We start from the raw sequence: 18,418 nt of genomic DNA on the forward strand, positions 1-18,418 counted from the left end.
TATTTTGCCCTGGTACTGTGCTACCTATGCGCTTTGCGCCTGCTTTGGTGGGCTTTCCGTCAAACGAACGGAAAGCAATTTGGATACGCCCGATTCTTCCATGGTAACTCCGTATAATGCATCGGCCGCTTCTATAGTACCCTGTCTGTGGGAAATTACGATAAATTGGGTTTTTTGACTAAAAACCTTGAGAAATTCTGCAAACCTGTCTACGTTTGCCTCGTCCAAAGAGGCTTCAATTTCATCCAGAACACAGAAGGGGCTTGGTTTTACCCTTAAAATAGCAAACAATAATGCTATAGCCGTTAAAGCTCTTTCTCCTCCCGAAAGCAACGTCAAGTTTTGCAGTTTTTTCCCAGGCGGTTGGGCAATGATTTCTATACCTGTTTCCAGCAAGTTCTCGGGCTCGGTTAGCTCCAACTTAGCGTTACCGCCCCCAAACAACTCCCTGAATACCTGGCTAAAAGCTTGCCCCAGCTTCTGGTAAGTATCCGCAAACCTTTTTACCATAATTGCATCAATTTCTTCAATAACCTTATCCAGAGCTATTTTAGCCTCCTTTAGATCTTGCTCTTGCTTGCACAAAAAATCGTGTCGTTCCCTTAAGCGCTGATACTCTTCCATAGCTGAGAGATTAACGCTGCCCAGGCTGTTTAAATCACGGCGCAATTTACGTACCCTGTTATTAATTTCTGCTAAATCATCAATATCGGTTTTTCGGGCCAAAGCTTGCTCATAAGTAAGCTGAAATCTTTCTTCAATCCGTTTTAGGCCATTATTTTTTTCGCTCTCCAGCCTGGCATGATCGAGCTCCAACTCATGCAATTCTTCTTTAGCCATGCCTAGTTCTTTAAACTTTGCTTTGGCCTGTTGCTCCAGTTCATTTAATGTGCATTTTAATTCTTCCCGGGCACGAGTTTTCATTTGCATCAGTTCATTAAGGCGACTTTTTTCCTGCAATACTTGGACAATTAGTTTTTTCTTGCCCGCAATCAGTCGTTCCAACTCATTCTTTTTGACCTCGAGCTCAGCTATTTCTTTCTTTCTTGCTGCTATCAAATTCTGCAGCTCTTGACCCATTGTATAAAAATCAGCCAATTCGGTTTGATAACTTTTTTCCTTTTGCAGCAACGCCGCCAATTCCACTTTGCGTAACGTTAATTCCTCAAGCTGTACTCTATTTTTCTCTTTCTTATCTTGTAAAAGCTGACGCTTGGAGTCGGCTGAAGCTGTACGGGAAGCATTCTCCGCCTCAAGCACCTCAATTCGCATTTGCAAACTCAGTTGTTCCTTTTTGTTCCTTTCCAGCTCTTTTTCCAGTTCTTTGTTTTCCAACTGCAAAAATTCCAGTTCTTTTTGTAATTTTAGACTCTCCTCTTCTAAATTCTGAAGTTCCTGTTTTTTACCCAAAATATGTAAGTTTAATCCTTGAGTTTCTTGTTCTATATCATTGAGTTCATGCACTAACGCTTCTACTCTTTCTGCCAGCTCTTTGATTTGCCTTGAGACAGCTTCCGCTTGCTGGCGCTTAGCAGTAATAGCGTGTTCCAACTCCCTAATTTCCCTGGGTCTAGTAAGTAAACCCGTACTCTTTTTTCCTGCACTTCCCCCTGTTATGGAACCTCCAGGGCTAATAATGTCCCCTTCCAGAGTAACAATCTTCACATTATAGCTGCTCTGTTTTGCCAAAGTGACAGCACAGTTCAAATCCTTAACTACTAAAATATTACCAAGTAAATGGTGTACTACTTTTTGGTAAGCAGGAGCTATTTCAACCAGTTGCGCAGCAATGCCGATAACCCCTGCAGCAGAAAGCAACTTTTTCCCCTCTTCATTTAATTCCCTGATTTTAATTGCATTTAAAGGCAGAAAAGTGGCCCTTCCCCCATGATTAGCTTTTAAGTAAGCAATTGCAGTTTCTGCATCCCGGGTAGTCTCAGCCACCAGGTTTTGCAAACTGCCACCCAGCGCCACCTCGATGGCTTTTTCGTACTCAGGACGCACAATTATGAGTTCACCCACAACGCCACAAATTCCTTGGCAATTCTTATTACCCTGAGCCTTAGCCTGCAAAACCGACTTGACCCCCTGAAAATACCCCTCGTGCTCTTTTTCCATGTCTTTAAGCACTTGCTGGCGGGAAAGCAAACCGCTTAAGCTTTGCTGCAGCTTCCCTAACTGCTGTTGATACTCCTGGATTTTTAGTTCCGCCTCTTTTTTCCTGGCCTGTATTGCTGCTTTGGCTTGCAGTTGTTCGTGCAGTTTCTTTTCAGCAAGAGCTAAACCGGAACTTAACCCTTCCTTTTCGCATGTCAGCCGTCCCGTCTTAGCTAAAATCTCTTGCAGCCGGGCTTGATTTTTGCCAAACCTTTGTTCCGCATGGGCATGCTCAAAAGTGAGCTGATTATAACTGTTCTTAGTATTGGCAATTTCCTGCAAGCAGTTGATGATCTCGTTTTTAATGCCTTCCAGCATTTTTTCTACTTCCAGACATTCCTGATTGGCACTGGCTAGTTGTTTCTCCTCATACCTGATTTCTTGTTCTTTTAGCATTAAATCCTGTTTTAGCTTCTGGTGTTCCTCGGCTTGTACCTTGAATCTGTTTTGCAGTTGCGCTTCTTTGGTGCAATATTCCTCTAAATCCTTTTGGGCCCTTTCCATTTGCTGTATAATTGCTTTTAAACGTTCTTCCGAAACCCCCACCAAATTCTCTGTTTGGCTTAATTTGTTGGTCATTTGACCCAGATCGTTTCGGATTTGGGATAATTCTTCATCCAGGCGGCTCAACTCCAGCTTTTCCCGCTCCAGCTGTGAATCCAACGATTGATATCCTGCTTCCAGCTGATAAATCAACAAGCGTTTCTCATCCAAATCCCTTGTAATTTTCTCCAGCTGCGTGAAGACCTTTTCCAAATCTGCTACAGCTAAGTTTAATTCCAAAGTATCCAACTCGTTTTTAATTTCCTGATATTGTTCTGCTTTCTCGGCTTCCGCCTTAAGCGGTTCTAGGTTGACGCCTAATTCTGCTATAATGTCTAAAATCCGGGCTAAGCTTTGTTCGGTTTCCTCCAGTTTTTTTAAGGCTTCCCGCTTACGGTTGCGATACTTGATTATCCCAGCAGCTTCCTCCACAAGTGCACGCCGGTCCTCCGCCCTGGAGTTGAGAACTTCCTCTACCCGGCCTTGCCCAATGATGGCAAAAGATTCCCTGCCCAGGCCGGTATCGTTGAACAAATCATGCACATCTTTTAAACGGCAAGGGCTTTTATTGATCAAATATTCTCCTTCCCCTGAACGGAAAACTCTCCTGGTCACTGTTACTTCGGCGTATGGTAATGGCAAAAGACCGGTACTGTTATCCAGTGTTAAGGACACTTCGGCCATACCAACGGCACGTCGCTCTGCACTCCCGGCAAAAATTACGTCCTCCATTTTTGCCCCTCTTAAAGTCCTGGCGCTTTGCTCCCCCAGCACCCAGCGTATTCCATCACTGATATTGCTTTTTCCGCTGCCGTTTGGACCTATAACTGCGGTTATTCCGGGTTGAAACTCCAGTTTAACTTTATCTGCGAAAGATTTGAATCCTTGCATTTCAAGGCTTTTTAAATACAAGTCAGTTTCCTCCTGTACTGGGAGTAGGTGGACAGCCCTATTAATTTTACCATAAAAAAGCAGTAAAAAAACCCGGTTATATTGCCGGGCTAATAAAATTACCTAAAATAGATAATGACATGGTACCGCTTCCTAATACAAGCTATGATCTACTTTCCACGATAAATTTAATAGCTGTTCTGCTTGCTCCGTCAATCTCTATTTCCGCAAAAGCAGGGATCATCACCAGATCTATACCATTAGGCGCGATAAAACCCCTGGCAATGGCAATAGCTTTGACTGCCTGATTGACAGCACCTGCACCTATAGCCTGAATTTCCGCTCGACCCGATTGCCTGATTACTGCTGCCAGCGCACCAGCTATTGCTTTTGGATTAGTCTGTGCAGAAACTTTTAGTACCTCCAAGGTTCTCCCTCCCCATCAATCTTTTATTCTGCTACTCATAGCTTGAGTATTATCATATTCAACGGGGCGGAAATTAGAACCTGCCAGTCGGAGAAAAACTTTCAACTGCCGAAAATCTCTATGGCAGCTTTAGCTGCTTTCTGCTCTGCTTCTTTTTTGCTTCTGCCTGTACCTTTTGCTACCACCTGACCTTGCCAAATAACGCCTGCCACAAACCTCTTGTCATGGTCAGGACCGGTTTCCTGTAAAATAGCATAGCTTACGTTCTCTTCGTGATTTTTTTGAACGACTTCCTGTAACATGGTTTTATAATCCCTGTATGCGCCCTTTGCCACTTCTGCAATTTTTGTCTCTAACTGACGGATTACAAAGTCCCGGACTTGACCAAGCCCCGCTTCCAAATAAACTGCGCCAAGAATAGCCTCAAAAGCATCGGCCAAAATAGAACTGCGTTCCCTTCCTCCCGTAATTTCCTCGCCTCGCCCCAGTAAAAGATTTTGCCCAATTCCCAGTTGAGCTGCAACCTGGGCTAAAGTTGTTTCGCACACTACGGCCGCCCGCATCTTGGTCAATTCACCTTCCGGCTTTTCGGGATAATTGAGGTAAAGATATTCACCTACCACCAGCCCAAGAATGGCATCTCCCAAAAATTCCAAACGCTGGTTATGCTCATGGTTTAAGCCTTTGTTTTCAAAAACATAGGTTGGGTGGGTCAAGGCAATATTCAGGGCGTCCAATTTGCTCAATTGAAAACCGCACCGGTCGGCAAGCTTGCGCAGTTCAGCAGCTCTTTTAGCATCCATGTTAACCAACCTTTTATCCTTAATCCGAAAATTGTTTTAAAATAATTGTGGCGTTATGTCCTCCAAAACCAAAGGAATTGGATAAAGCAGCTTCTACTTTCATTTTCCTTGCCTGATTCGGGACATAATCCAAATCACATTCCGGATCGGGATTTTCGTAATTTATCGTTGGCGGTACGACACTATGCACAATAGCTAAAGCGGAAGCTATTGCTTCGATGGCTCCGGCTGCTCCCAAGAGATGACCTGTCATGGATTTGGTGGAACTTATAGCAATCTTGCCGGTGTAAGAGCCAAATACCTCTTTGATAGCAGCAGTTTCATATTTATCGTTTAAGTCTGTTGACGTCCCATGGGCATTAATATACGAGATATCCTGGGGTTGTAAATTGGCATCTTTTAGCGCTAACCGCATGGCTTTGGCAGCCCCGGATCCTCCCGGGGCAGGAGCGGTAATATGGTGAGCATCATCGGTGCAGCCATACCCCACTATCTCCGCATAAATCGTTGCCCCCCGCTTTCGGGCATGTTCCAAATCTTCCAAAACAAGCACCCCTGCCCCTTCTCCCAGGACAAAACCATCCCGCTGGCTGTCGAAAGGACGGCATGCTTTTGTAGGTTCATCATTGCGGGTAGACATGGCTTTCATGGCGCAAAAACCAGCCACGGACATCGGGGTAACTGAAGCTTCAGCTCCCCCGGTCAAAACCAAATCGGCGTCTCCCCGCTGGATTAATTTAAATGCCTCACCAATGGAGTTGGTGGAAGACGCACAGGCATTGACTATCGTATAGTTGGGGCCTCTTAGGCCCAGATTAATGGAAATTTGGCCTGCAGCCATGTTGCCGATCATCATCGGAACGAAAAAAGGGCTGACTCGTCCAGGACCTTTTTCTATTAGAACCGCATGCTGCTCTTCAAAGGTCTGCGTTCCACCAATTCCTGTGCCAAATACCACACCGCACCTATCTAAATCAACTTCTTGCAGGCTTAGCGCAGCATCTTCAACGGCCATCCTGGCTGCACTTACAGCGAACTGCGTAAACCTGTCCATTCTTTTGGCCTCTTTACGGTCCAAAAAATCGGCGGGCTCAAAGCCTTTAACCTCCCCCGCAATCCTGGTTGCGTAGTCTGTAGCATCAAACCTGGTAATGGGTCCAATCCCCGATTCCCCATTAATTAAAGCCTTCCAAAAGCTGTCCTTACCTATTCCGACCGGGGAAATAACTCCCATTCCTGTAATCACAACTCTTTTTGCCAACTTCATATAACCTCCCTTAAACTGACAAGGAATCAATCTCGGCGAGGAGATTTTTAAAAATGGTTCTTACAGGTAAAATTTCTTTAATCCTGGAAACACACTGTCCGGCAAAAACCAGCCCCTCCTGCAGCATACCTTTTTGCGCTTTATTTAGCGCTGCTAGAATACAGAACTTCTTGGTGCATTTTTTTAAACACGAGACGCAAGTCTGCGGCGCACAGTCATCATTATTCATAAGTTTTTCAACAAATAGGTTACGAATAGCTCTCCCCGGCAATCCAACAGGACTATTGATCAACGTAACGTCATTTTCGTTTGCAGCAACATAAAGGGCTTTGAATTCCGGGGAAGCGTTGGATTCTTCAGAAGCAGCAAAGCGGGTACCCATCTGCACGCCATTTGCCCCCAGGGCAAGCACCTGGGCAATATCTTTTCCGTCTACAATCCCGCCGGCGCCAATAACCGGCAGATCTACCGCTTCTCTAACTTCTGGCAAAATCTCTTTCATTGGCTGCAGAGTGCCCAAATGGCCACCTGCTTCTCCTCCCTCTACGATTACGGCAGCAGCTCCCAATTTTTCGGCCAACCTGGCCAGCTTAGCCGAAGATACTATTGGTACTACCGGAATATTGAAAGATTTGCCCCAGCTAAACATATCCCGGGAAAAACCTGCCCCGGAAACCACCAGGTCAATCCGCTCTTCCATAGCTGTTTTCACTAATTTTGCAAATTCGCTAACTGCAAATAACACATTAACTCCAATAATGCCGCCAGAGAGTTTACGTGCTTTCTTGATTTCCCCGCGCAACTCCTCTACATTCATCCCAGTGGCTGCTATTAACCCCACTCCACCCTGGTTAGCTACAGCAGCTGCCAGGGGAGCTGTAGAAATCCTAACGGCCATACCACCTTGAATAATAGGTACTTTGGCAACCAGGTTACCGATTTTTAATTCTGGAAGCTGCAACTTAATTCCCCCAAATTCTTGCGTATTTTAAGAAAATCCCGTAGTTGAAGCTACGGGACCTCCTAACTGCTACTTATTTAACTTATCCTTTACATAGTTTACTGCTGCTCCTACAGTAGTCAGCTTTTCAGCATCTTCATCAGGGATTTCCAACCCAAATTCTTCTTCTAACGCCATAATCAGCTCTACTACGTCCAAAGAATCAGCATTTAAATCTTCAAAAGAAGTATCCATACTTACTTCATCTTCCTCAACGCCAAGTTGATCTACAACAATACCTTTAATCTTCTCAAAAATATCCACCCAATGTCACCTCCTCTCCAAACAGTACCATAAACAATTTACTGTATAACCATGCCCCCGTCAACTATTATCGTTTGACCGGTTATGAAACTGGCCGCAGGCGAAGCTAAAAAAACTACAACCTGGGCAATATCTTCAGGGTGCCCAAACCGGCCTAAAGGTATTTTCTGCAGCATTTCCGTTTTAAGGGCGTCTGGCAAATCTTCCGTCATATCGGTAACAATAAAGCCAGGGGCAATTGCATTTACCAGAATCTGTCGCTGTCCAACTTCTTTGGCTACTGACTTAGTAAATCCCAAAATAGCCGCTTTTGCGGCTGCGTAGTTGGCCTGCCCCGCATTGCCCGTCAACCCGATAATTGAGGCAATATTTATAATCCGCCCCGAACGCTGCTTCATCATTGGCTTTAAAGCGGCCTTTGTACAATGGAACATGCCCTTTAAATTAACATCAAAAACTGCATCCCAATCCTCTTCCTTCATCCGCACTAGTAGGTTATCCCGGGTAATACCGGCATTATTCACCAGAATATCTAACCTGCCAAAATGTTCAAGGGCTGCCTTAACAAGCCTTTCGGCAGTTTCCGGCTTTGCTACGTTTCCCTGAACACTAAGCGCAGCACCGCCAAACCCGGCAATGGATTTCATCACTTCTTCGGCGGCCCGGCTGCTGCCGTTATAATTTAACACCACTTTGACCCCCGCTTGGGCTAATGCCAGGCAAATAGCTTTACCTATTCCTCTTGATCCCCCTGTAACAATTGCCACTTGATCCTGTAGAGGTTTTTGCACTAGCAATTACCTCCTTTCAACGCCGTCAATGTTTTCTGCAGACTCTCCCGGTCCTGCACATTGGCAATAAGCACATCTTTTACAATTTTCTTCACTAAGCCGCTAAGTACTTTTTCAGGGCCAACTTCAACAAAAATACGGACTCCCAGATCATAAAGTTTCTGAACTGTTTCCTCCCAACGCACCGGGTTGGAAAGCTGTTTCACCAGAGAGTTCCGAACTTCCTGTCCTGTTCTGAGGGGTTCAGCATTGACGTTGGCTATAACCGGCAAAAAGGGGTCCCGCACCTCAATCTCGCTTAAAATAGCGGCCAGCTTATCTCCCGCTTTTTCCATCAATTTCGAATGGAAGGGCCCGCTGACAGCTAATTCTACAACTCTTTTAGCGCCGGCTTCTTTAGCCAAAATAACTGCTTGCTTGAGGGCAGCATTTTCTCCGGCAATCACAACCTGGCCGGGACAATTGTAATTAGCCGGTTGTACCAGACCGTAAGAAGTGGCGGCTTTACATACCTTTTCCACCTGAAGTGCCGATAAGCCTAGAACAGCAGCCATTCCACCCTGTCCCGAAGGGTAAGCCTCCTCCATTAGCTGACCCCGTTTTTGAACTAAAGAGACGGCATCAGGAAATGAAATGCTACCTGCTGCCACCAAAGCAGAATACTCGCCTAGACTATGCCCGGCCAAATAATCCGGTTGAATGCCCTCGCCTTTTAAAACCTCATAACAGGCGATACTGGTGGTCAAAAGGGCAGGCTGGGTATTGGAAGTTTGCTTTAAAACATCTTCGGGCCCCTCGAAACAAAGCTTCGCTAGACTAAACCCCAGCTGCTGTTCCGCCTGGGCAAAAACGGCGGCAGCCGCCGGGTGATGCTCTGCAAAGTCCTTGCCCATGCCAACATATTGTGATCCTTGCCCCGGAAAGATAAAAGCTATTTTAGGCATATTTACCTCCTAATAAAGTGCTCCTAACCTTTTTAATACTTCATCGGCTTCAGTCATAATCTCCAAAATTATCTCCGCCGCCGGCTGTACCTTGCTAACCATTGCAGCCACTTGCCCGGCCATGACCGAACCGTTTTCTACGTCTCCTTCCACAGCAGCCAACCTTAACTTGCCGGCTCCCAAAGCTTCAAACTCCTCCGGACTTGCACCGGTTTGCGCCAATTCCAAAAATTTGCGGGTTAATTTATTTTTGAGAACCCTTACTTCATGCCCCTGTATACCGGTTAAAATAGTATCCCTGTCTTTGGCCTGTAGAACTGCCTGCTTATAGTTGGGATGGACGGTGCACTCCTCTGCGCAGATAAATCGGGTCCCAATTTGCACCCCACAAGCTCCCAAAGCCAAGGCTGCAACCAGCCCCCTCCCGTCAGCGATTCCACCAGCGGCAATTACCGGAAGGTCAGTGGCATCCACGATTTGAGGTACCAAGGCCATGGTGGTCAAATCCCCAACGTGGCCGCCACATTCCATGCCCTCAGCAATAAAAGCATCTACTCCAAGTCTGGCCAACCGTTTTGCTAAAGCTACGGAAGATATCACCGGCAATACTTTAGTTCCGATTTCCTTAAAGCGCGCTATATGTTTTCCCGGGTTACCCGCTCCTGTAGTCACAACAGGAACTTGCAGTTCAATTACCAAATCTACCAGTTCTTCAATAAAAGGTGACATATAATAGATATTGACTCCAAAAGGCTTATCTGTGATAGCCCTGACTTTGGCAATCTCATTTCTGACCACTTCTGGGGGAGCGTTGCCCGCACCAATAATTCCCAATCCCCCGGCAGCAGAAACTGCGGCCGCTAATTCTCCGGTTGCTACCCAAGCCATTCCCCCTTGAATAATTGGATACTGGATTTGCAGTAATTCACAAAGTCTTGTTTTAAACACTGTACCAACCCCCAGGCAATAGTTTTGCTAAAAAGCTTCCAAGCGCATTATCCCTCTAGCCTTTGCTCCACTCGATCACACTGGCCCCCCAGGTTAAACCTGCGCCAAAGGCCACCAGGAGTACAACATCGCCCTTTTTCACCTTGCCGGCTTTGACGGCTTCATCCAGGGCTACTGGCACGGAAGCAGCCGAGGTATTGCCGTAACGGTCCAAATTAATATAGACCTTGTCCGGAGATAAGTTTAGCCTTTTAACAGCTGCCTCAATGATGCGGATGTTTGCCTGGTGAGGAATCAAGAAGTCTATATCTTCCTTTGTTTTATTACACTTTTCCAGAGCCTTCAGGGAGGCTTCCCCCATGACTTTAACGGCAAATTTAAAAACTTCATTCCCGCTCATGTGGATGTAATGCTCCCGCTTTGCAACTGTTTCAGCCGTTGTAGGCCTCCTTGAACCTCCTGCAGGCAGTGTTAAAAGATCACCACCGGAGCCCGCCGCACCTAAATGCACAGATAATACACCTGCGCCAGCAGGTGCGCTTTGCAACACCACTGCGCCGGCGCCATCGCCAAATAACACACAGGTACTGCGATCTTCCCAGTCCGTAATTTTGCTTAAAGTTTCGGCACCTATAACCAACACTTTTTCATATAATCCAGCTGCTATAAACTGACTGCCGGTCGCCAATCCGTATAGGAAACCGCTGCAACCCGCTGAAAGATCAAAAGCACCGGCCTTGGTTGCACCAATCCGGTCTTGAACCAGGCAAGCTGTTGCCGGAAACATCATATCCGGTGTAACAGTGGCAACAATAATCAGGTCCAATTCCCCAGGACTAATCCCCGCATCGGCTATAGCCCGCTTTGCAGCCAACACACAGAGATCAGAGGTGGCGGTATTTGCATCAGCAATCCTGCGCTCGCAAATACCGGTTCTGGTACGGATCCATTCATCATTAGTATCTACCATCTTAGCCAGATCATCATTAGTTAAAACCCTTTCGGGCACAGCTGAGCCAGTTCCAACAATCGCTACTCCCCGTACACTACTCATCGGTTTCTTCCTTTCCTGTCTTAAAGGCTATAGCCTCGCGTAATTTACTGACAAATTGATTTTCTATACATTTTTGGGCAACATGAATAGCATTTTTAATGGCACGGGCCTTTGAACTGCCATGGCAAATTATACTTACACCCTCAATTCCCAAAAGCGGAGCGCCTCCGTATTCCGCATAATCCATGGTTTTCTTAATGTCCTTAAAAGCCGACCGGACAAGCATACCTCCGATTTTGCGGACAAAATCCTTCTCTACCTCCTGCTTGATTAAAGTAAAAAGTGCCCCAGCCAAGCCTTCGGCAAGTTTTAGGATGGTATTGCCCACAAAGCCGTCACAGACAACAACGTCTGCCTCCCCATAAGGAATATACCGCGCTTCAATATTCCCAATAAAATTCAAATCTTCCCCGGTAAGCAGCCGGAAAGTTTCCTGAGCCAGTTCGTTGCCTTTGGTTTCTTCCGACCCTATATTTAATAACCCAACTTTAGGCCTTTGTATACCCATTACTTTTTCCGCGTAAATAGCGCCCATCCTGGCAAACTGTACTAAATTTGCCGGTTTACAATCAGCGTTGGCGCCAACATCAAGTATCAACTTGCCCCCTTGGAGGGTTGGAAAAACGGTAGCAATCGCAGGACGTAAAATTCCTTTAATTCTACCCAGACCTAAGAGAGAACTTGCCATTTGCGCCCCTGTGCTGCCCGCGGAAACTACAGCATCAGCGTAACCGTCCTTGACCAGCTTTGTTGCGACTACAATGGATGCATCCTTTTTTTTTCGCAACGCTAACGCAGGCTCCTCATCCATGGCAATAACTTCACTGGCATGATAAACCGAAATATTTGCGCAAGAAGGATATTTTTTCAGCTCCCGGGATATAACTTGTTCTTCTCCTACTAAGACTATCTCCAGCCTACTTTCCTTGGCAGCCTGAATGGCCCCGGCCACTATTTCCTGTGGAGCATAGTCTCCTCCCATGGCGTCAAGGGCAATACGCATCAACTTCCGGCCTCCTTTTTTGGGGTTAAAGCTGTAACAATGAACTGTCCCTTAAAAACCACCTCGTCTTCGACGGTGGATACTACAGATACCAAAAATTTATTGGAACGCTTTACCTGAACGGTGGCTTTAGCCACCACTCTTTCTCCAAAAAAGACGGGTCTTTTGTACCGTACCCTGGCGCTGCCCGTCAGCACCACATCCGCATCAATCACGGCCACAGCCAACGTATTGGCTTGAGCAAACAAATAATGACCCCTGGCAATTTGTACATGTTCTAAAACCATGGCATCAGTTATATCAAGGATGGAAATGCCGCTTTCCCCAAGCCGTACGTCAATCAAATCTCCCACCAGCTCAGTCTGTGTAAGGGACCGTAAAGGATTATAAGCTTCTTGCGCCACGGTTTTAACTCTCTCCCGTACTTGGGGAATACCTAAAGCTAACCGATCAAGCCTTATTGTTTGGACACTTACCTGAAAACGTTCTGCCAACTCTTCATCGGTAGCAAAAGGTTTGGTTTTCAGGTAATCTGCCAAGCGTTGTTGCCTTTCCTTTTTACCGTTTGAAGGCCGCATTTTGTTTCCCTTTCCTTAGTAGTAAGTATTAGTACCTGCTTACAAATGATAGTATACGCTAGGTGCCAATTTTATGCAAGAACCTGTTAATGAACCAACTTCTGAAAAAAAAAAATAAGTTAAGGATAACCTTAACTTATTTTATAAACTTATTCGGCAGCTGCCTTAACAACTACTCTGTTTTTGTAATACCCACATGAAGGGCAAACCCTGTGGGGTTGTTTTAATTCATGGCATTGCGGGCATTCAATTAAGCCCGGAGCTTCCATTTGTCTCCAGATGGAACGTCGCATATTCTTCCTTGATTTGGATTGTTTTCTTTTCGGTACACCCATCGTCTTAAACCTCCTTTCCAGAGCTTTGCTGCAGCATTTTTTGTAGAACTGCCAAGCGCGGATCTATTTCCTCAGTTAGGCAGACGCATTGTTGCTCGTTCAAATTTACTCCACACTTGGGGCATAACCCGCGGCAGCTTTCGCTACAGACCGCTTTCATTGGGATTTCTAAAAAAATGCCTTCCAGAATCACATCTTTCAAATCAATAGTGTCGCCCAAGTAATAACGCACAGTATCTTCCTTTGATGACGGAACAGCATTTTTGATTTGAGGAAAAAATTCCTCTTGAAATTCAATCTCAGTTTTATAGCTAACCGGCTGCAAACAACGTCCGCACCTGAGAGAAATATCGGTATTTGCCTTTCCCCTTACCAGGATGGATTTACCTGTGTTAGTGGCAATTGCTTCTACTTTTACAGGACTAGAAAAACTAAGCAGCTCCCCGGCCCATGGTATTGATTCCCATGTTTCTACAAGCTTGTATTCCTTGCTTGTTCCAGGCTGCATGCGCAGCTTTGCTACATCAATTAACATTATTTTTCACCTGCACTGTCTTAACCGGTGAAGATCTATTGGATATTATACCGAAAGTTTGAGTTTCCTGTCAAGGCACTTCCCTTTACTGCTCCACTATTTGTTTAGTATCCCGGGCAATTACCAGCTCTTCGTTGGTCGGAATAACCATTATGCGCACCTTTGAATCGTCGGCAGACACATCTGCTTCCTGCCCGCGAATTTTATTTTTTGTGCCATCCAGTTTTATGCCAAAAAATTCCATATCCTTGCATATTTTTTCCCGCATTTCCGGCGAATTCTCACCTAATCCCGCAGTAAACACAATAACATCCAGACCGTTTAAAGCTGCCGCATAAGCTCCAATATATTTTTTAACATCATGGGCAAAAACATCCAAAGCCAGTTGAGCCCGTTTATTGCCCTGTGCCGCTGCTTCTTCAATATCGCGGAAATCGCTGGAAACACCGGAAATACCCAAGACACCGCTTTTCTTATTCAGCAGGTTGTTTACTTCGCTGCAAGAAAGGCCTTCTTGTTCCTCCAGGAATGTTACAATGGCCGGATCCAGGTCGCCGCATCTGGTTCCCATGGTTAGTCCTTCCAGAGGGGTGAAACCCATACTGGTATCAATGGATTTGCCGCCATCAATAGCAGTGATGCTGGCACCGTTACCTAAATGGCAGGTAATGATTTTTAGTTCCTCGATGGGTCGATTTAAAAGCGCAGCGGCCCTATATGCCACATATTTATGAGATGTTCCATGAAAACCATATTTTCTCAGCCCATATTTTTCGTATAATTCGTATGGCAAGCTGTACATATAAGCTGCAGGCGGCATTGTTTGATGGAATGAAGTATCAAACACGGCCACCATCGGTACTCCTGGCAATGCTTTTTCAACAGCCTCAATTCCCAAATAAGCCGGGGGATTATGTAGCGGCGCGATGTTAAAAAGTGATTTGATGCTTTCTTTGGCTTGAGCATCAATTAAAGCAGATTTTGGAAAAATACTTCCCCCATGGGCAACCCTGTGTCCAACTGCATCGATTTCCTCCATCTTAGTAAGCACACCGTGTTCCGGATGGACCATGGCCTCCAAAACCATCTTGATCCCTACACTGTGGTCTGGAATATCGGCTGCGATCACTTTCTTTTCCTTTCCGCTGGGCCTATGTGTCAGCACCGCTCCCTGCAGTCCAATTCTCTCCACCAAACCTTTGGCAAGTACACTTTCATCTTCCATGTTAAAAAGTTGATACTTGATTGATGAACTGCCGCAATTAAGTACTAATACTTTCACCTGGAAATACCTCCTAAATTATTTGGAATTATTTTTTGGGAAAAGCACCTTCATACAAGTTACAAGCCGGTGCCGAGTGTAATGACAGCAGTTCCCTTATTTTGGGCAGAGCTGCTTCCGCTTCCATTTCTCCTAAAGCAATACATTCTTCAGCCCTATGAAAATCTGCATGGCCAATATGGGCTACTTTCGGCTCAAGCAAAATATCTGCCTGCTGCTTGTAATCTTGCCTGTTTGAGTTTTCCAGCAACTCTATTGAAGTGAAAATCACATCAAATATGTTTTTAACCGGTTTACTTTTTCCTGTTTCCCCCCCGAATTTTAAATCAACGGCAACTACTACCTGGGCGCCTTTTTGCCGGGCTAAATTCACCGGAACCCGATTTAAAACAGCACCATCCACCAGCAACTTTCCTTCCAAACATTTGGGTTGAAAAATTCCAGGAATTGAAATACTGGCTCTGACTGCCTCGGCTACTGATCCCCTTTCCAAGATTACTTCTTCGCGGCGCTCTATGTCAACCGCAACTACGTAAAGAGGGACCTTTAATTGTTCAAAATTTAAATTTTTGGTTAGCACTTTCAATAGGGCTTCAATGCGTTCCCCTTTAATTAAGCCTAGTCGGGGTACAACCAGATCGATTAATTGTTTTTGTTGTAAAGTGCAGCAGATCTTCTCCAAGATTTGTAAATCAGCCCCCGAGGCATAAAGAGCTCCCATTACACTGCCAATACTGGAACCGGTAATCAAATTGATGGGTATTTTTTCCCGTACCAGGACTTTAAGCACGCCCAAATGGGCTAAACCTTTTGCCGCCCCTGCTCCTAAAGCTAGACCTATCACTGGAAAGCAACTCACTGGCATCACCTCTATTTGACTATATGCAACAAAATCCTTTCTCAGTAAGATTGCTAAAGTTGATGGTCTTAGAATAACTTTTAGGCGATATATTTCTAATAAGCAAATTTTTGCCACTATCTATACGTAGATTAGGAGGAATCATGTTGAATATATTCTCTGCAAAATATCGGGATCTTACTTTGGCAATAATTAAAATAGTCGCAGTGCTTTTTTTTGCTTTCTCAATGATAACCTTCCCGGAAGTGGTTTTTAAAGCGGCCCTCCGTGGTTTGGAAACATGGTGGAAAATAGTATTTCCAGCCCTCCTGCCTTTTTTCGTTGTATCCGAAATATTAATGGGACTGGGAGTTGTACATTTTCTCGGAGTATTGCTAGAACCTGTAATGCGCCCTCTGTTCAACCTTCCCGGCGCTGCTGCTTTCGCAGTAGCTGTTGGCTACACTTCGGGAGCCCCAATCGGCGCCACCTTAACAGGTCAGCTCCGCAGGCAAAAACTTTGTACCAAAACAGAGGCCGAGCGACTAATCGCTTTTACTAACAATGCCTCCCCTCTTTTCATGTTTGGCGCTGTTGCTGTAGGTATGTTTAACAATCCCGGAGTAGGAAGCCAAATCGCCGGAGCCCACTACCTGGCAAACCTGTGCCTAGGGATAGCTTTTCGCTTTTATGGCTTTCAAAACCGGGACCGCGGGCAGCCTCCTCAATTTCACGGACGTCTCCTGCGCAACGCAGCCAAAGCGTTGCTGCAAGCCCAGATAGCAGATGGACGCCCCTTTGGAAAATTATTAGGAGATGCAGTACGCAATTCGGTTCAAACTCTATTAACAATTGGAGGCTTTATTATTATTTTCTCTGTGGTAATTGAAGTTTTAACCGTAGCCCGAGTTATCAATTGCTTAGCCGGTATATTCGCCTCCGCACTGGGTGGGCTGAAACTCGCACCGGGGCTTTATTACGCTTTAGCCAGCGGAACCGTGGAGATGACCATTGGTGCAAAACTGGCCAGCGAAGTTGAGGCCCCTTTAACACAACAACTGCTAATTGTCAGCGCAATTCTAGGCTGGCTAGGCCTTTCAGTACATGCTCAGGCTATTAGTATGATAGCCGATACTGACATAGACATCAAACCCTATTTATTTGCTAGAATAGGGCATGGCATCCTGGCAGCTTTCTGGATGTCACTTTTGTTACGAGCAAAGTTCAGCCTAGCTGCATTTGCTCCTCATCTTTCAGCGCTTACTGTTTCACCCTGGCTTTTTAGTTACCATCTCCTACAAATAAGTTTCAAAATACTGGCAGTCCTACTTATACTATCGCTGGCAATCACTGTTCTCAACAAACTCTTACGGCTGCAAGCAAATACTTTTTTTCACAAATAATAGCATATCCTACTTTTGGAATTCTTGCTTGGTAAAGAACATGAAGTTGCCACTAGGAAGCATTTTGCTGTTTAAAATGTTGCAACTCGTCTCGGCTTTGCCGGATGATTTCTAGAGATTTGGAGATGTTTTCCTCTAATTTGCTCAAAACCTCATCAGCATATGCCTCAGAACCTGTTTTAATCTCAGCACCAATTTGCCTAGCCCTATTGATTAGCTCTTCCGCCCTTTCCTTAGCTTTTTTTACTACTTCTGTTTCTTCTGCCAGTTTGTTAATCTGGGATCTGGCTTCTTCCACAATTCTTGAAGCCTCGTGTTGCGCTTCTAACAGTAACCTTTCCCTCTCTTTAGCAATCCAGCGGGCCTGCCTGATTTCTTCAGGCAAAATTGAACGAATCTGGTCCAGATATTCCAGTAGCTCTTCCGCATTTACAATCGCCTTGCTCGTTAAAGGGATCTTAGGACAGGTCTCCACCATCTCCTCTAAACTATCAAGCATTTCAAAAACGTCCATGTCATTTTTCCTCCTCTTTGGCTAAATGGTAAAACCAAAGCAAAGTGTCGCCATAGCGTACCTGTCGAACACAACGCAGCTCGCCTATTTGTTCAGGCAAATTTTCCGCTTTCCCAGTCTCCGCAACGGCTATTCCATCTGGTTTTAATATGGCATTTTGGGCAACAATTTGCAGAGCCTGCTCTGCTAAATTCTGTTGATAGGGAGGATCAATAAAAATTAAATCATAAGCCAGTGCGCATTTATTTAAAAAAGAAAGAGCATCGCCGTAAATTACCCGTGCAAAGGTTTGAAGTTTAGTTTTAGCCAAATTATGTTTAATACATTTAAATGCAGGCAAGCATCGTTCGACGAAATCAGCGCGTGCTGCCCCCCGGCTCAAAGCTTCAATGCCAAGAGCTCCGGTACCTGCAAACAAATCCAATACCTCAGCGTCAAGCACCCTGGAATATAAAATATTAAACAACGCTTCTCTAATCCTGTCAGTTGTCGGCCTGGTTATGAAACCTTTCGGAGCTTTTAAAAGATGTCCTTTGGCAATACCGGCAATAATACGCATAGTAACACCTCACCATATTATAACATAATTCTAGGGAATTTTTAGTGCTTAAATAACATCTTGCTATTTTAGCCAAAAAAATTCATCTGACTATGTATATTTTTCAACAACGCTACTCATAATATCTACTGGTAAAGCAACTTTACTGAAGAGCTTAGAGGTTATTTGAACAAAATAACCCTCCCCCATAAGCTCTTCCTCCGGTTTCTCCTCTCCCAGCCCCTATAGATAAACGGTAGTAATATCGTTGCCTATAGGGGCAAAAATTTAACTGCGGTTTTT

At 45.2% G+C, this 18,418-nt stretch carries 19 protein-coding genes; 1 reads left to right on the forward strand and 18 read right to left on the reverse strand.

Going from position 1 to position 18,418, the window contains the following annotated elements; all coding sequences use genetic code 11:
• Positions 1-24 precede the first annotated feature (24 nt).
• The 16 genes from smc to EYS13_RS05550 form a co-directional block, all read right to left on the reverse strand.
• Positions 25-3,612, reverse strand: a complete 3,588-nt coding sequence (gene smc / locus EYS13_RS05475) for a chromosome segregation protein SMC (protein ID WP_227766706.1) — start codon at positions 3,610-3,612, stop codon at positions 25-27.
• Between the two features lie 142 nt (positions 3,613-3,754).
• On the reverse strand, positions 3,755-4,018 hold the full coding sequence (locus EYS13_RS05480) for a stage V sporulation protein S (RefSeq protein WP_227766708.1): 264 nt from the start codon (positions 4,016-4,018) through the stop codon (positions 3,755-3,757).
• A gap of 101 nt (positions 4,019-4,119) precedes the next feature.
• Entirely contained in the window at positions 4,120-4,821 is a 702-nt protein-coding gene (gene rnc, locus EYS13_RS05485) for a ribonuclease III (protein ID WP_227766710.1), read from the reverse strand.
• A 19-nt stretch (positions 4,822-4,840) separates the two neighbouring features.
• Positions 4,841-6,082 (reverse strand): beta-ketoacyl-ACP synthase II, encoded by a 1,242-nt coding sequence (gene fabF / locus EYS13_RS05490; protein ID WP_227766712.1) that lies wholly within the window; start codon positions 6,080-6,082, stop codon positions 4,841-4,843.
• Positions 6,083-6,098: 16 nt separating this feature from the next.
• Positions 6,099-7,049, reverse strand: coding sequence for an NAD(P)H-dependent flavin oxidoreductase (locus tag EYS13_RS05495; RefSeq protein WP_227766714.1), 951 nt, complete (start codon positions 7,047-7,049; stop codon positions 6,099-6,101).
• A 69-nt stretch (positions 7,050-7,118) separates the two neighbouring features.
• A complete protein-coding gene (gene acpP / locus EYS13_RS05500) occupies positions 7,119-7,352 on the reverse strand; it encodes an acyl carrier protein (RefSeq protein WP_227766716.1) in 234 nt (77 codons plus the stop codon).
• 38 nt (positions 7,353-7,390) lie between these two features.
• A complete protein-coding gene (gene fabG, locus EYS13_RS05505; RefSeq protein WP_227766718.1) occupies positions 7,391-8,143 on the reverse strand; it encodes a 3-oxoacyl-[acyl-carrier-protein] reductase in 753 nt (250 codons plus the stop codon).
• Positions 8,143-9,087, reverse strand: coding sequence for an ACP S-malonyltransferase (gene fabD, locus EYS13_RS05510; RefSeq protein ID WP_227766720.1), 945 nt, complete (start codon positions 9,085-9,087; stop codon positions 8,143-8,145). The genes fabG and fabD overlap by 1 nt, the downstream gene beginning before the upstream one ends.
• A 9-nt stretch (positions 9,088-9,096) precedes the next feature.
• The gene (gene fabK, locus EYS13_RS05515) at positions 9,097-10,035 is read right to left on the reverse strand and encodes an enoyl-[acyl-carrier-protein] reductase FabK (protein WP_227766721.1); all 939 of its coding nucleotides are present in this window, start codon (positions 10,033-10,035) and stop codon (positions 9,097-9,099) included.
• Positions 10,036-10,090: 55 nt separating this feature from the next.
• Positions 10,091-11,089 (reverse strand): beta-ketoacyl-ACP synthase III, encoded by a 999-nt coding sequence (locus EYS13_RS05520; protein WP_227766724.1) that lies wholly within the window; start codon positions 11,087-11,089, stop codon positions 10,091-10,093.
• Positions 11,082-12,092, reverse strand: coding sequence for a phosphate acyltransferase PlsX (plsX, locus tag EYS13_RS05525; protein WP_227767811.1), 1,011 nt, complete (start codon positions 12,090-12,092; stop codon positions 11,082-11,084). Before plsX ends, EYS13_RS05520 begins: the two co-directional genes overlap by 8 nt.
• Positions 12,092-12,670: a transcription factor FapR gene (gene fapR, locus EYS13_RS05530; protein WP_227766726.1), complete on the reverse strand. Its 579-nt coding sequence runs from the start codon at positions 12,668-12,670 to the stop codon at positions 12,092-12,094. The genes plsX and fapR overlap by 1 nt, the downstream gene beginning before the upstream one ends.
• Before the next feature lie 149 nt (positions 12,671-12,819).
• Complete coding sequence (gene rpmF / locus EYS13_RS05535; protein ID WP_227766728.1) at positions 12,820-13,005, reverse strand: 50S ribosomal protein L32; 186 nt, start codon at positions 13,003-13,005, stop codon at positions 12,820-12,822.
• Positions 13,006-13,009: 4 nt separating this feature from the next.
• Positions 13,010-13,540, reverse strand: coding sequence for a YceD family protein (locus EYS13_RS05540; RefSeq protein WP_227766731.1), 531 nt, complete (start codon positions 13,538-13,540; stop codon positions 13,010-13,012).
• An 85-nt stretch (positions 13,541-13,625) separates the two neighbouring features.
• Positions 13,626-14,822 carry an acetate/propionate family kinase gene (locus EYS13_RS05545; protein ID WP_227766732.1) on the reverse strand — a complete coding sequence of 399 codons (1,197 nt, stop codon included), beginning with the start codon at positions 14,820-14,822 and terminating at the stop codon, positions 13,626-13,628.
• Between the two features lie 28 nt (positions 14,823-14,850).
• Entirely contained in the window at positions 14,851-15,681 is an 831-nt protein-coding gene (locus EYS13_RS05550) for a patatin-like phospholipase family protein (protein WP_227766734.1), read from the reverse strand.
• 143 nt (positions 15,682-15,824) lie between these two features.
• On the opposite strand from EYS13_RS05550, the gene ylbJ reads away from it, so the two are divergent.
• Positions 15,825-17,063, forward strand: a complete 1,239-nt coding sequence (gene ylbJ, locus EYS13_RS05555) for a sporulation integral membrane protein YlbJ (RefSeq protein WP_227766736.1) — start codon at positions 15,825-15,827, stop codon at positions 17,061-17,063.
• A 52-nt stretch (positions 17,064-17,115) separates the two neighbouring features.
• On the opposite strand, the gene EYS13_RS05560 is transcribed toward ylbJ, so the two are convergent.
• Together EYS13_RS05560 and rsmD are read right to left on the reverse strand one after the other, a co-directional pair.
• Positions 17,116-17,577: an ATPase gene (locus tag EYS13_RS05560; protein WP_227766739.1), complete on the reverse strand. Its 462-nt coding sequence runs from the start codon at positions 17,575-17,577 to the stop codon at positions 17,116-17,118.
• A 1-nt stretch (position 17,578) separates the two neighbouring features.
• Positions 17,579-18,136, reverse strand: coding sequence for a 16S rRNA (guanine(966)-N(2))-methyltransferase RsmD (rsmD, locus tag EYS13_RS05565; protein WP_227766740.1), 558 nt, complete (start codon positions 18,134-18,136; stop codon positions 17,579-17,581).
• Positions 18,137-18,418: the final 282 nt, after the last annotated feature.

It is taken from the genome of Zhaonella formicivorans, from assembly GCF_004353525.1.
Classification (GTDB): Bacteria; Bacillota; DUOV01; order DUOV01; family Zhaonellaceae; genus Zhaonella; species Zhaonella formicivorans.

Coding starts and splice junctions, on each gene's coding strand:
- plsX (WP_227767811.1), bottom strand. CDS start 12,092: ATGCGTATTGCCCTTGACGCCATGGGAGGAGACTATGCTCCACAGGAA.
- EYS13_RS05520 (WP_227766724.1), bottom strand. CDS start 11,089: ATGAGTAGTGTACGGGGAGTAGCGATTGTTGGAACTGGCTCAGCTGTG.
- EYS13_RS05560 (WP_227766739.1), bottom strand. CDS start 17,577: ATGGACGTTTTTGAAATGCTTGATAGTTTAGAGGAGATGGTGGAGACC.
- rsmD (WP_227766740.1), bottom strand. CDS start 18,136: ATGCGTATTATTGCCGGTATTGCCAAAGGACATCTTTTAAAAGCTCCG.
- fabD (WP_227766720.1), bottom strand. CDS start 9,087: ATGCCTAAAATAGCTTTTATCTTTCCGGGGCAAGGATCACAATATGTT.
- EYS13_RS05540 (WP_227766731.1), bottom strand. CDS start 13,540: ATGTTAATTGATGTAGCAAAGCTGCGCATGCAGCCTGGAACAAGCAAG.
- rpmF (WP_227766728.1), bottom strand. CDS start 13,005: ATGGGTGTACCGAAAAGAAAACAATCCAAATCAAGGAAGAATATGCGA.
- rnc (WP_227766710.1), bottom strand. CDS start 4,821: ATGGATGCTAAAAGAGCTGCTGAACTGCGCAAGCTTGCCGACCGGTGC.
- ylbJ (WP_227766736.1), top strand. CDS start 15,825: ATGTTGAATATATTCTCTGCAAAATATCGGGATCTTACTTTGGCAATA.
- fapR (WP_227766726.1), bottom strand. CDS start 12,670: ATGCGGCCTTCAAACGGTAAAAAGGAAAGGCAACAACGCTTGGCAGAT.